The 13412-nt window shown below is 39.0% G+C and carries 11 protein-coding genes; 3 read left to right on the forward strand and 8 right to left on the reverse strand.

The features are described 5' to 3' along the window. Positions 1–516 precede the first annotated feature (516 nt). The 8 genes from EKM98_RS08215 to EKM98_RS08250 all read right to left on the reverse strand — a co-directional run bounded on the left by EKM98_RS08215 (position 517) and on the right by EKM98_RS08250 (position 9144). Positions 517–2595 (reverse strand): LTA synthase family protein, encoded by a 2079-nt coding sequence (locus EKM98_RS08215; RefSeq protein WP_125981947.1) that lies wholly within the window; start codon positions 2593–2595, stop codon positions 517–519. 275 nt (positions 2596–2870) lie between these two features. Continuing rightward, the gene (locus EKM98_RS08220; protein ID WP_068225407.1) at positions 2871–3107 is read right to left on the reverse strand and encodes a YkuJ family protein; all 237 of its coding nucleotides are present in this window, start codon (positions 3105–3107) and stop codon (positions 2871–2873) included. A 132-nt stretch (positions 3108–3239) separates the two neighbouring features. Beyond that, entirely contained in the window at positions 3240–4268 is a 1029-nt protein-coding gene (locus EKM98_RS08225) for a lysylphosphatidylglycerol synthase transmembrane domain-containing protein (RefSeq protein ID WP_125981949.1), read from the reverse strand. Beyond that, complete coding sequence (locus tag EKM98_RS08230; protein WP_125981951.1) at positions 4265–5293, reverse strand: glycosyltransferase family 4 protein; 1029 nt, start codon at positions 5291–5293, stop codon at positions 4265–4267. The genes EKM98_RS08225 and EKM98_RS08230 overlap by 4 nt, the downstream gene beginning before the upstream one ends. A gap of 17 nt (positions 5294–5310) precedes the next feature. Further along, entirely contained in the window at positions 5311–6489 is a 1179-nt protein-coding gene (locus EKM98_RS08235; RefSeq protein WP_125981953.1) for a glycosyltransferase family 4 protein, read from the reverse strand. 222 nt (positions 6490–6711) lie between these two features. Next, positions 6712–8436: a phosphoenolpyruvate--protein phosphotransferase gene (ptsP, locus tag EKM98_RS08240; RefSeq protein WP_125981955.1), complete on the reverse strand. Its 1725-nt coding sequence runs from the start codon at positions 8434–8436 to the stop codon at positions 6712–6714. Beyond that, on the reverse strand, positions 8436–8702 hold the full coding sequence (locus tag EKM98_RS08245; RefSeq protein ID WP_068225412.1) for a phosphocarrier protein HPr: 267 nt from the start codon (positions 8700–8702) through the stop codon (positions 8436–8438). The genes ptsP and EKM98_RS08245 overlap by 1 nt, the downstream gene beginning before the upstream one ends. A gap of 250 nt (positions 8703–8952) precedes the next feature. Next, the gene (locus EKM98_RS08250) at positions 8953–9144 is read right to left on the reverse strand and encodes a hypothetical protein (protein ID WP_125981957.1); all 192 of its coding nucleotides are present in this window, start codon (positions 9142–9144) and stop codon (positions 8953–8955) included. 230 nt (positions 9145–9374) lie between these two features. On the opposite strand from EKM98_RS08250, the gene EKM98_RS08255 reads away from it, so the two are divergent. From EKM98_RS08255 to EKM98_RS08265, 3 genes are all read left to right on the forward strand, one after another. Next, positions 9375–11612 (forward strand): ATP-dependent Clp protease ATP-binding subunit, encoded by a 2238-nt coding sequence (locus EKM98_RS08255; protein ID WP_125981959.1) that lies wholly within the window; start codon positions 9375–9377, stop codon positions 11610–11612. Between the two features lie 188 nt (positions 11613–11800). Then, on the forward strand, positions 11801–12094 hold the full coding sequence (locus EKM98_RS08260; RefSeq protein ID WP_125981960.1) for a DUF1827 family protein: 294 nt from the start codon (positions 11801–11803) through the stop codon (positions 12092–12094). A 210-nt stretch (positions 12095–12304) separates the two neighbouring features. Further along, complete coding sequence (locus EKM98_RS08265; RefSeq protein ID WP_125981962.1) at positions 12305–13411, forward strand: MucBP domain-containing protein; 1107 nt, start codon at positions 12305–12307, stop codon at positions 13409–13411. Position 13412: the final 1 nt, after the last annotated feature.

A 13412-nucleotide genomic window follows, 5' to 3' on the forward strand; every position in this document is an offset into this window, starting at 1 on the left:
GTCAAGCAGTAATTTGAATTTTTATTCAATCAATATTCAAGTTTACTTAACGCGACAACTTTTATAGTTTAGCAAGATTCTAATTTGTTGTCAAGAATTTCTTTAATCAACCTAATTGACCAAGCAAGTTAATCTCTGACAACAAATAATACTATACCAACATTGCCCTGCATCGTCAACAAAAATCTCTAAATTTAATGAGATATTTTCTATACCCGAACGTTCCCAAAGTATTAGGCTTAATAATAATGGATTAATACTCACAATGACAGTCTCAATTAGCCGAATATTCAGCCAAAAATCGTTTAATTATACAATCCCAATACTCAATTTTTTTGAAATTAACCAAATAAAAGAGGCTGGAACAAAAATCCCAGCCTCTTTTATTTCCGATCATTAGTCTAGAACGTACGCCAAAGGTCTGTGTTCATGCACCACATGCTGGAAAAACACAAGAACCTTCTTTTTCAAACACGACCACAGCTAATCAAAACTAACCTTTATCCCGCGCCCTTGTTACTTACTAGACTTCAATTCTGGTGCATCCGTTTCGTAATCACTCATGGTCGATTTGCCATTATTCTTTGCCTTAACACTAGTTGGATCATCTTTTTCAGCTTTCTTAAGCTTCTTCACTCCAACTGACTCCTTATAATTAAAGTCACTTTTAATAACTTTCTTGAAACCTTCTGGCTGATAAAAACGTAGCAAATCACCGTTCACTACTTTATCCGACGCCGACAATTCTGTTGTAACGTGATTTTGTAAATTATCAACAGTAACTTTCTGTTTTGCCGATAAATGCTTAATCTCTTTACCTGTTTGTGAGTTATAAACATCACCGCCATACTTAGTATAGGTTGGTGAAACAAAATCGCCATTCCGGAAGGCAACGGTTTGGTTACGATTAGGTGCCAACAAATCTTGGCCAAACTGGATAGTATCCTGATTCTTTACGCCTAGTAAATTCAAAATGGTTGGCAATACATCAATTTCACCACCGTAAGTATGGTTAATACCACCTTTAAGTCCAGGCATGTGGATCATAAACGGAACCTTTTGAAAGTTAGCTAAATCATAATTAGTAACTTTCTTCTTGCCCAGCAATTTCGCAATTGCCGGTTTATGGTTATTCGATATTCCGTAATGATCACCATACAAGACAATCATACTATTTTTGTCTAAACCAGTTTTCTTTAGATAACTCATAAATTCACCAACCGACTGATCCAGATAATGTGCTGTCTGCGCGTATGGATCAACTGTCGAATCACCTGTATCAAAAGCATCAATACTCTTATTTTTGCTATCAAGAATATAAGGGTAGTGATTAGTCACGGTGATCAGTTTAGCGTAAAACGGCTGTGGTAACTGCTGAATATATTGAGCAGAATCCCGCAGGAAAATCTTATCTTTCATCCCATAACCTACATTATATTTTACCTTATCAGCGTTTTTGTAATAGTCCTTACTAAAGAAATAGTCATAGCCCCAAGATTTATAAGCATTGTCACGATTCCAGAAGCTAGGCACATCCCCGTGAAAAGAGGCGGTGGTGTAACCCTTTTGGTCTAAAATTGCTGGTGCGGCCTGGAAAGTATTAGTTGTGCCATCCGTAACCATGGCCGCCCCTTCAGGTAAACCAAACAAACTATTTTCTAGCATTAATTCAGCGTCGGCCGTTTTACCCTGACCAACCTGATTATAAAAATTATCAAAACTCAAAGTATCGTTTTCGTGGTACAGCTTATCAATATTTGGCATAATCTCTTGCCCGTTAACTTTATAATCGATCATAAATTGTTGCAGGCTCTCCAAGTGAATCACAAAAACATTCTTCCCTTTGGCCACACCACTGTACTGAATGTTAGGAGAAATACGATTCTTTTTTAAATAATTTTGAACGCTAGCCAAATCAGAACTATTGGCATTGGCCTTAATCGTATTATTCTTAGTTGTTTTAACACCATCGTAAACCGTATAAGCTTCCAAACCTAAATACTTGACGATGTAATTATTATCGAATGTTCGTGTTAACAAACCGGACCGATCACTTTCCGCCAAACTTAAGTTAGCACCAAATAAAACAACGGCTAAGGCACTAATTGTGGCGGCATAACGAAGTTTAAATGGATTGGTGTCCATCTTAATCCATTTGAACGCAACAAAGATAATCAGTAATGCGACGTCTAAAAAGACGAGAAAATCGGTGGGCTTTAAAATACCGGCAATACTCTTACTTAGATTGGTAGAAACTGAACTTGATCCCTTCATCAAATTAAACGTCAGAAAATCAGAGAATTCCCGATAATATAAAATATTAGAAAATAACCAAGTTGAAAGGATTGCGTCAATTCCAATCATAAACCAGTAAGATTTACGACCGCGCATGTAAAGCGCTAAACCGAAAAGTAGAATTGCAAAAGGTAATGGGTTCAGCGCAAGCAGCAGTTCTTGCATGCTCCCCTTTACGCCCAAATTAAATTTAGTTCTATAAGCGATATATGATTTCACACTAAAAAGTAATACTGCGAGGATAAAGAAGCCTAACCTCGAATTTAATCCAAGGCGTACTTTCTTTACTACTTGCCTCATAAGAATTTGCCCCCGTCAAAATAGATTTATCTGAACTCAAGTCTCCTAAATCATACTGGATTTCTTTCTGAAAAACAATTGTCCTTGCTAAGCTTCACAAAATATTTACTTTTAGCCGCACTAAATATGATCAAAATCGGCCTTGATTGCATTAATAATAACTAGGTCTAGATTATTCTTGTATCAAATACTTATTAATGCACTCCAAATATAAAAGTATCGCCAAAGAGAATACTCTTCAGCGATAAGGTGATGGCCTATTATGATCAAAAGAACTAGTCGTCTAAGAGATCAAAAATCTCTATTGCAATTAAATCAATGTCATCAAACTGGAATTTCTGGTGTTGCGCCAGTTCTTCCAACTCATAAGTTTCGGTTTTTGGATCATAGGTAACTAATCCTCGTTCCGCACCATCCTTTTCAAAACGGCGTGTCTGTTCTTCATTGTCACTTGCATCTTCTTGCATTGCTGCTAAACGATGAATAATGGCAACTAATTGTGAGCTTTTCATAGCGAGACTCCCTTCATCCAGTCTTCAACATATAATCATACCAGAAAAAAGTAAAAAAGGGACTTTTTCCCACTGACTTATTTTAATTTTAATCTAAAACCTGGTCAATTGGCCAATTAAATCCGTTAAAATTTAAGTTTGATCTTTAAGTTCTACCACCTTGTCAGGTTTAACGACCATGGCAAACATGCCAATAAACATTCCTAAATAATACGTCATTACACGCCATAATATCATTGCTAACACCAGTTTGCTATTGGAAGTTATAAACGTCGCAAAAAGTGCCTTAAAGCTCAATTCGGCACCACCTGAGCCACCTGGAATTGGAAACAGTGAAATAATCATAACGATCATGATATGCATCACTAAAACTTCAAAAAAATTGACCTTAGTTAGCCCTAACGATAGCAAAACAAAGTACGGCACACTGTAATAAAAGATTAGCTGAATGAAAGTTAACAAACTAGCAACAACGATTGTCTTAGTATCTCGTTTAATCCGTAAACTTTCGGCATAAAAATTATCAATTTTGTGATCCAGCTGCTCCCTAATTTTGGCGACACGTTCGGCCTTCATAAATAATTTAAGTGGGCGTAAACACAGATGAACCAATTTTTTTGTAAAATTATACCAATACATCACCATTAATAACCCAGCAATAACCGTTAAATGCATAACAAAACCAAAGACAACTAACCACGCTAAGTAAGTGAATTTAGCGGCCACTAAGTGAAAGCCGAACACTAAGGTTAAAATAAAATTAATTAAAACCATCGCCTGAAAAACGACAAACTTCATCAATAAAAGTGAGCTGGCCCGGCCACCGTCAATCCCCGATTGCATTAAAGCAACCAATTGTGCGGGCTGGCCCCCTGAAGAAAAGGGCGTAATTGAGTTAAATAGTTGTTCGACTAAAGGAATTCGTAAAGCATTTTTGAGCGAAAACTTTTCCACTCTCTTTTTTAGTAAAACCTTAACAACAAAGGCCTCAAATAGCCAATAAAATCCCATACACAAAGCCGCAACACCAAGCCACCAGAAATTTAGGTGCATCAAATCGTGAGCCAGCTGCTGCAAGTTGGTCGCCCGTAACTCGTACCAAAAAATTCCGACGCCTAAAGCAAGCATTGCAACTAAGGCCGCAATGTTTCGCCGACTCATCGCTTACCTTCTTCGGCCTGCTTTAAGTAAAAGTCATGCCAAATACCGGCCAGACGATCTTCGGAATAGTAAGCGGCCCCCTCACGTGCACGCTCGGTCATATATTCTTGCGCCGCCTGATTTTTTTTCAAGGTAGCAATTTTTTCATTCATAACGTCCACATCAGTCGCAGCAACGTAATACCCGGCAATAATTGACCGGTACAAAGAAAGATCACGCAACAAGACTGGCGTGCCACAAGCAAAGCTTTCCAAAACCGACATCGGAAATAATTCATTATACGAAGGTAATAAAAATAAATTACTCAAGTTATAATAATCAACTAACTTTTCCCGCGGAACGATTCCTGGGAAACGTAAATTAGCTGGTGGGTTATCCAAAATTTTTTTATATCTAGCGTAGCCATCCGTCATTTTTCCAAACGAAAAGCCTCCCGCCCAGATAAATTGAATATCAGGATTACGTTTTGCCAGGGCAACAAAATCGTCGACTCCCTTGCGCTCTTGAATTTGTCCGGCACCAAAAATTATAAATTGATTTTGTTTTAAGTGATATTGACTACGCAGATCACTTTTCTCAGTTGCATTTTTTTCATAAAATTCTTTTTTTGAAACAAAATTAGGAATATAGCTAATTTTGTTGGCCGGAATGTTGTACTTCAATAACTTAGGAATAAAGCTGGGATTAACGACAACTATGTGATCCATTCGTTTATAAAAAGCAATCACGTAACGGTAGAATAAGCCTTTGAATGGCCACGGAATTGTTAAGCTTCCTTCTAAAGTTTCTGGCAAAAAGTGGACGTAGCCAATCTTTTGTCCCCGTCGTTTAAAAAAAGTCGATAAAAAAAATTGCGGATCAATAGTGTGATAATGGCTAATATCAGACCTTCCGTACTGATTAACCGTAATTTTAAACTCATCTTTAAAGCGAGTCTCCAAAAGGTGAATTAATTCTGTATAGGCACTGCCAACACCTTGCCCCTTCACTTTAGTTGCACTAGAAAACATGTGTATATTTAGCATAGTTGACTCTCCTAATTTTACTCACTTATGTCGGCTGAATCTTGCTCTAAAGTGCTGTAATAAGCCTGCGAATTTTGATAAAAAGCAACAACTTCGTGCGCAAAATGTTCGGCCGAAATATCATGTAATTTACTTAAACGTGGTTTGGGATCATTAAACACATTAGGATGAGCCAAATAGTTAGTTATTTGATGTATCATTTCTGCCTCAGTTGAAAAAGTAGTTCCAATCGCCGGATCATCTAATAAATCAGTTGTGTACGGACTAACCGCCGCAACACTTTTTAAGCCGCTTGCCATTGCCTCAACGTAAGTTAATCCCTGAGATTCGGATTCAGAAGCCGAAACAAATAGATCAGCCATGTGATAATAGGCCGAAACGTGATCATTAGGAACTTCACCAGTAAAATAAACGTGCTGCTGTAACCCTAGTTGCTGCGCCTGCTTTGTTAAATCCTCTCGTGCTGGACCATCACCAACAATTACCAGTACGGTTTTAGGCTGCTGCTGAAGTACCTTAGGTAGGGCATCGATTACTTCATGAATATTCTTTTCATAAGCAACTCGACTTAAAGACAATAAAATGGGAACTCCTGGTTCAATCCCTAGTGACTGCCGTGGGTTGGTTAGAATCGGTTTTTCATATTTTGAAATATCAATTCCAGTTGGAATAATTTTCATTGGAATTTTAACCCCATAATCACGTAGCGTTGTCACAACTCGGGAACTAGGTGCAATGACGCCATGCATATTATGTAAGTAGGCGTGCATTGCTTGCTTAACATGATACGGTCGTAACAGCTTACCGTTCAAAATATAATGTAGGTAATCCTGATACATCGTGTGGTAAGTATGCACGCAAGGAATTTTCAAATTTTTGGCAACAAATTTACCAATGTAGCCCATTGAAAATTCAGTTTGCGTATGAACAATATCAAGATCCAAATCACGAGCAACCTGATAAGCGCGAAATAGTCCCCGAACCGCAATTCGTCGGTCAGTAAACGAAACAAACGGCACACTAGGGAAACGAAAAATGTTAGGTTCAAATTCATCTTTATCCACATGGGGGTCCGTTGTTGTAAAAATATAAACCGAATGTCCTTCACGTTCCAATTCATCTTTTAACGTTCTAATAGAGGTTGCAACCCCACTCACCTGAGGAAAGTAGGTATCAGTAAATAATCCAATATTCACGTGTGGTTGTCCTCCTTTGTCTTTTAGTTAGTTTAATTATAGTGGGAAGCATACTTAAGCGCAAATGCCATGATTTAGCATAACGAAAACACCAGTAAAATAAATCACTCCAAAGTCTGATTTTCACGACCAACTATAGTCACTAGCCTACACTTTTCTTTAACTCACTGCATAAAAAAATGGTAAGAAATCAATTCGATTTCTTACCATTTTGAATTTAATCTATTGATTTGTTGCTTTTTTTACTAAATTAATGACATCTTCGTTGGTTTCCGCTTCAGTGACTGCTTGATCCGCAATTTTCTTCATATCAGCAGTGTCTAACCGCCGCATCAAACTACGAATCTTCAGGATTGAAGTAGCACTCATTGAATATTCATCTAAGCCAAGGCCAAGTAAAACTGGAACCATGATTGGATCACCAGCAGCTTCACCACACATGCCAGCCCACTTGCCTTCCTTATGTGCAGCATCAATCGTCCGCTTAACTAAGCGTAAAATTGATGGATTATAAGGTTGGTATAGGTAAGAAACATGCTCATTACCGCGATCGGCGGCCATGGAGTACTGGATTAAATCGTTTGTTCCAATACTGAAGAAATCAGCGTATTTAGCTAATTTATCGGCAATTACTGCTGCTGCAGGGATTTCCATCATCATACCGACTTCAATCTTATCAGCAACTGGTGTACCAGCATCAATTAACTTCTGACGTTCTTCCTCATAAATTGCCTTTGCCTGTTTGAATTCATTAACAGTTGCAATCATTGGGAACATGATGGCCAAATTACCGTAATGAGAAGCACGCAATAAAGCACGCAACTGCGTCCGGAAAATGTCTTGGCGATCAAGACTAATTCGGATAGCACGGTAGCCCAAGAATGGGTTCATTTCCTCAGGAAGTGGCAAATAAGATAAATGCTTATCTCCACCAATATCCATCGTCCGAACAACGACTTGGTTACCGTTCATTCCTTCAAGAGCAGCCTTATAGGCCTTAAATTGTTCATCTTCAGTTGGTAATTCAGCGGAATCCATATATAAGAATTCTGAGCGGAACAAGCCAACTGCTTCTGCACCATTGTCCACAGCTGCAGGTACATCATTTGGCGTACCGATGTTTGCTGCAGTTATGAAACTCTTACCATCTTTTGTGATGGTTTTTTCGTTTTTAAGCTTTTCCCATTCAGCTTTTTGAGCGGCAAAATCTTTGGCCGCCTGATCATATTTTTTGACATCGTCAGCACTAGGATCAATAACCCCAACACCGCCGTTACCATCAACGATAACCATTTGGTCCGCTTTGATTTCACCTGTTGCCTTTTCCGTCCCAACAATTGCTGGAATTTCAAGGGAACGCGCCATAATTGCTGAATGGCTGGTCCGACCACCAAGATCAGTGATGAACCCTTTAACGTATTTACGGTTTAACTGAGCAGTATCACTTGGTGTAAGATCATGCGCAATAATGATAACTTCTTCATCAATTAGCGAAGGATTTGGTAAAGTGACACCTAGTAAATGGCTCATTAATCGCTTTGTAACATCACGAACATCTGCTGCACGTTCTTGCATGTACGGATTATCCGTCATCGCTTCAAACATTTGAATAAAGTTAGCTGATACGTCACTAAGGACTTGTTCAGCATTAACTTTTTTATCCTTAATACCACTTTCAATTGCACCAACAAATTCTGGATCATCCAAAATCATCATGTGCGCATCAAAAACTTGGGCCTCTTCCTCACCCAAGCTCTTAGCAGCTGTTTCGCGAACTAACTTTAATTCCGCACTAGAAGCAGCGACCGCTTTATGTAAACGATCAACTTCTGCTTGAACGTCATCAATCGACTTTTTAGAAAATGATAAATCAGGTTGAACGAGCAAATATGCCTTTGCCCGTGCAATGCCGTCAGATGCAGCAATCCCTTTTAACATTTCCGTCATTAGTCTGCGAGTCCTTCTTTCTTCATTGTATCTGCAACCGCATTAATTGCGTCTGCTTCATCAGCACCTTCAGCAGAAATCGAGACATCAGCACCTTGGCCAACACCAAGCGACATGACACCCATGATTGATTTTAAGTTAACAGACTTGCCCTTATATTCAAGGTTAACATCTGAATTAAACTTACTAGCAGCCTGTACTAATAATGTAGCAGGACGTGCATGAATACCTGTTTCTGCAATAATATGAAAATCGCGTTTTTCCATAACTAATCATACTCCTTCAACTTATATATTAAGATATGTTAGGGCTTTCCCTTTTTTGGTACCCTAAGGCGAAACGACATTCCAATCACTCGATTGTCCTTTCACTGTTAAACATTACCATTTTTTTAACGGTTCGACAACCACTTTGCTACCGTTTTCTTGAGTAATTTCAATGTTTAATAAAAATTTAGCAATCGTTTTCGCCATCATAATGGTATATACCGTTTGTTACCGTTTTCTTACAAATCGGTTATTTTTGTCCTGCAGTTCGATCATAATGATAGGTAATGTTCCCACCTCGATGAGCCTCACCCACAATACTTTTACGTCTCGGATAATCCAACCAAGCCGTCCGAAAAGCGTAAAAGTCATCTTTAGAAACTTCAATTAACTTTCTTTTTCCGGCCTCTAATTCTGTTAATTGTGTTTTATAATCGGTCATTTTCTTTGCCTCATTTCTTTTCCTATCCTATAATAACAGTGTACACGACATGAGGTTGAAATAAAATTAGCACTCAAAAATATTTCTGCTAAATTTTTGTGTTAATTCCTTGCATCTCAAAACATTAATTTGTATAATGCATTTGAAGGTCAAAGATGGTCAAATTAATCTTTGCCTTTTACCCTATCTATAACGACAATAATTATGTATGAAAGGTTGTGAAATAGTCGATGCTATGTCAAAACTGTCATAAGAACGAGGCAACCATCCATTTATATACAAATGTCAATGGCACTCGCCAACAGATCGATCTTTGTCAAAATTGTTACCAACTATTAAAGAAGCAACAAGGTAACCCAACTGGTGGTCAACCAATTAATGCGGCTGGCACTGGCGATCCATTTGGCTTTAGTAACTTAGACGACATTTTCCGGGCTATGGGCCAAGGTAGTATGCCTGAGAATAATGGCCAATCATTTCAACAAGGTCCCCAGACGCAAGCCGGTGGTAACGGCGGTAACAGTCGTGGTGGTAAAAATGGGAATGGTGGCCTACTTGAACAATTTGGTGTTAACCTCACCAACTTAGCTAAGCAAGGTAAAGTTGACCCAGTCATTGGTCGCGATAAAGAAATTGAACGTGTCATTGAAATTCTAAATCGTCGAACAAAAAATAACCCAGTCCTCATTGGTGAGGCTGGTGTTGGTAAAACGGCAGTTGTTGAGGGCTTGGCCCAAAAGATTGTGGCCGGACAAGTACCACAAAAACTCCAAAATAAAGAAATCATTCGCTTAGATGTTGTCTCATTGGTTCAAGGAACCGGTATTCGTGGTCAATTTGAACAACGGATGCAACAGTTAATGGATGAGGTTCGTAAAAATGAAAATGTCATTCTCTTTATTGATGAAATTCACGAAATTATGGGCGCCGGTAATGCTGAAGGCGGAATGGACGCTGGCAACGTTTTGAAGCCTGCCCTTGCTCGTGGCGACTTCCAATTAGTTGGTGCGACGACTTCAAATGAATACCGTAAAATTGAAAAAGACGCAGCACTTGAACGCCGTTTTCAACCAGTTCACGTTGAAGAACCAACTGTAGATGAAACCGTGAAGATTTTAAAGGGATTGCAAAAGAAGTATGAAGATTACCATCACGTTAAGTATACTGATGAAGCAATCAATGCTGCTGCAACTTTGTCTAATCGTTATATTCAGGATCGTTTCTTACCAGATAAGGCCATTGACCTACTGGATGAAGCTGGTTCTAAAAAGAACTTAACGATTAATACGGTTGATCCAAAAGTTATTAAAGAAAAGATGCAACAGGCCGAAAATCAAAAACAGCAGGCCTTAAAACAAGAAGATTACGAAAAAGCTGCTTACTATCGTGATCAGGTCAAAAAATTGACTAAAATGCAGGCTAGCGATACTGCTAGTGAGGATACACCATCCATTGGTGAAAGTGACATGGAACAAATTGTCGAAGAAAAGACAAATATTCCTGTCGGTGAATTACATTCAAAAGAACAGAAACAATTAAGAACGTTAGCTAGTGACCTTGACAAACATGTAATTGGTCAAACTGAAGCAGTTAACAAGGTTGCGCGGGCAATTCGCCGGAATCGAATCGGCTTTAATAAATCTGGTCGCCCAATTGGTTCCTTCTTGTTTGTTGGTCCTACTGGTATTGGTAAGACCGAGCTAGCTAAGCAATTGGCGCAAGAATTATTTGGTTCAGAGGACTCCATGATTCGTTTTGATATGAGTGAATATATGGAGAAACATTCGGTTTCTAAGTTAATCGGTTCACCGCCTGGCTACGTTGGTTACGAGGAAGCTGGTCAATTAACTGAAAAAGTTCGTCGTAATCCCTATAGCTTAATTCTACTTGATGAAATTGAAAAAGCGCATCCTGATGTGATGCACATGTTCTTACAAATTCTTGACGACGGTCGTTTAACTGATGCACAAGGTCGAACCGTCAGTTTCAAGGATACGATTATCATCATGACCTCTAACGCGGGTCAAGGTGATGCTGAAGCCAATGTTGGTTTTGGTGCAGCAGCTGCTGGTCAAACACATTCAATTATTGATCAGCTTTCTAATTACTTTAAACCTGAATTTTTAAACCGTTTTGACGATATTGTTGAATTTAACTCCTTAACGAAGAAAGATTTGTTGAAGATCGTTGATTTGATGTTGACCGACGTTAATCAAATGACCGCCGATCAAGGTTTAACTATCCACGTTACTGAGGCTGCCAAAGAAAAGCTCGTTGATCTTGGTTACAATCCTGCCATGGGTGCACGACCGTTACGCCGTGTTATTCAAGAACAAATTGAAGACCAAGTTGCTGATTATTATTTGGACCACGCTGATGAAAAAGAATTAGAGGCTCATCTCTTAAAGGATAAGATTGTGATTGACTCACAGAAACAGGCAATTCAACCCGCAACGGATAAGGCTTAAACAATGATTTAAAAAGCTTCCAAGCAACCAGTAAATTAACTGGCCGCTTGGAAGCTTTTTATTTTACCACCTCTGCAATATGGCGTACCACCATTTCTATCGGGCTTGTTTGAAAGCATAATAATTCTCTTTTAGCAAGTAATTCTTTATAATATTAAGAAAGAACCAGTCTAAGGAGGCACACTAATATGAAATTAATTGATGTTACGAATAGTTATGTTGACGTGGTGACCAATCAACTGAATAGTACTGATGCCCATCACGTTCGCGTTTATTCACTAGGTAATACGACAGTCATTTTTACTAAGGCAACCAATCACGACGAAATTTTATTAACTAATCGATCACGCAACATTCAAGAAAGCGAAATCGATTTTGTGTTAGATCAGTTGGTTCACCTGACCCAGGCCGAAGTCAAGCCAATCATTTCAGATAAATTAGCCGAAATTTCAATTACTCACAACAATAAAGTTAATAGCTAACTTGACTTACCAAAAGTTAAGTCGCCTGTAAATTTATAACTAGCTAAGGCGGCCTAACTTTTTTACGTGTGATTTTTCACGCTCATTTGTAGCCAAGCAGACACAAAAGCAGAAATTAACGTATTCAATTTTTTACACAGTTAGAAAAGACTGCTAAACTAAAAATAAAGCGGTTTAACAAACAATCACCGACAAGGGGGAAATTTTAAGATGAGAAAATTTTTACGTCTCATTCGGCGTTTACTCAATCCTAAAAAAGTGGCCGTCCCCACTTCAATTGAAGTTTCCACACCAGAACTTCCCGCAGTTGAGCCACGTAGCACTGCATCATTGGCTTATTTGTCACCAACGCGGGTACTTATTCCGGTGGTCCAATCTGCCCTTGTCGTTGTCTTTTACCTAACCGAGACGGGTGAACAACTCGCTAAACCATTAATTCTTAGTGGCTATTTAAACCAGGCCTTTAAAGTTGATTTCCCAGAATTTAATAATTATTACTTGACCACAATTACAAATTATCACAGTTATTTTGTCTACCCACGCACGAGTATTCAATTAACCTACGCCCAACAAGTTGCGGCCCCAGTGATTGTCTTTCACTTTAATCAAGAACACCAGCTTTTACATCATGAATACTTGGTTGGTACATTAGGTGCTACTTACCAAACGCACCACCTCCGCTTAAAACAGTACCGTGCTGTTCGCGCGACAAGTAATCGCCAGGGCCGTTTTAGTGGCAAAACCCAGATTGTAAATTACTTTTATCAAACTTCTGCTATCGTTTGGTCAACGCGCTACTTAGATAGTTACGTTAACCTGCGCGCTCAAGTTCAAGCATTTCGCTTTCCTGGTCAATCACCTTTGCGGTATAGCCTACCAAAGCAATCAATCTGGCGGATATTTCGTAAGGTCAAAATCCTTGATGGCAGTCTTTGGTATGACCTTGGCGGCCAGTGGATTTCCGTTGCTCACGCGCAACGGCTTAAGCAATCCCCATTTATTCGCCAACAACCAAGGCAATTAACGCCGCCACTGTTTAGACAAACCGCAATTATTCCAGGAACACGCCGAGCCGCCATCTCGTTTGCTAGCGGTCAAGCCGTTACAACCTGGTCAAAGCCCTATGGTGACCCACTGCATCGTCTTCGTCACGGTGAGATCGTTAATATTATCAAGGGAACGATTTTAAATAATAATAGTGTTTGGTACGAGTTAGAGGATGCTTCATGGCTTGAAGAACATTACTTACACTTATTACCCCCAATTAATTTATTTAACCAGCCAATTCAACGCTTACAACTTTCTGAACAGGCTTAAT

Source organism: Loigolactobacillus iwatensis, from assembly GCF_003950295.1.
Classification (GTDB): Bacteria; Bacillota; Bacilli; order Lactobacillales; family Lactobacillaceae; genus Loigolactobacillus; species Loigolactobacillus iwatensis.

What these genes read in the sequence shown, in the direction of transcription:
- EKM98_RS08215 (WP_125981947.1), bottom strand. Translation starts at nt 2,595, where the DNA reads ATGAGGCAAGTAGTAAAGAAAGTACGCCTTGGATTAAATTCGAGGTTA.
- EKM98_RS08220 (WP_068225407.1), bottom strand. Translation starts at nt 3,107, where the DNA reads ATGAAAAGCTCACAATTAGTTGCCATTATTCATCGTTTAGCAGCAATG.
- EKM98_RS08225 (WP_125981949.1), bottom strand. Translation starts at nt 4,268, where the DNA reads ATGAGTCGGCGAAACATTGCGGCCTTAGTTGCAATGCTTGCTTTAGGC.
- EKM98_RS08230 (WP_125981951.1), bottom strand. Translation starts at nt 5,293, where the DNA reads ATGCTAAATATACACATGTTTTCTAGTGCAACTAAAGTGAAGGGGCAA.
- ptsP (WP_125981955.1), bottom strand. Translation starts at nt 8,436, where the DNA reads ATGACGGAAATGTTAAAAGGGATTGCTGCATCTGACGGCATTGCACGG.
- EKM98_RS08245 (WP_068225412.1), bottom strand. Translation starts at nt 8,702, where the DNA reads ATGGAAAAACGCGATTTTCATATTATTGCAGAAACAGGTATTCATGCA.
- EKM98_RS08250 (WP_125981957.1), bottom strand. Translation starts at nt 9,144, where the DNA reads ATGACCGATTATAAAACACAATTAACAGAATTAGAGGCCGGAAAAAGA.
- EKM98_RS08255 (WP_125981959.1), top strand. Translation starts at nt 9,375, where the DNA reads ATGCTATGTCAAAACTGTCATAAGAACGAGGCAACCATCCATTTATAT.
- EKM98_RS08260 (WP_125981960.1), top strand. Translation starts at nt 11,801, where the DNA reads ATGAAATTAATTGATGTTACGAATAGTTATGTTGACGTGGTGACCAAT.
- EKM98_RS08265 (WP_125981962.1), top strand. Translation starts at nt 12,305, where the DNA reads ATGAGAAAATTTTTACGTCTCATTCGGCGTTTACTCAATCCTAAAAAA.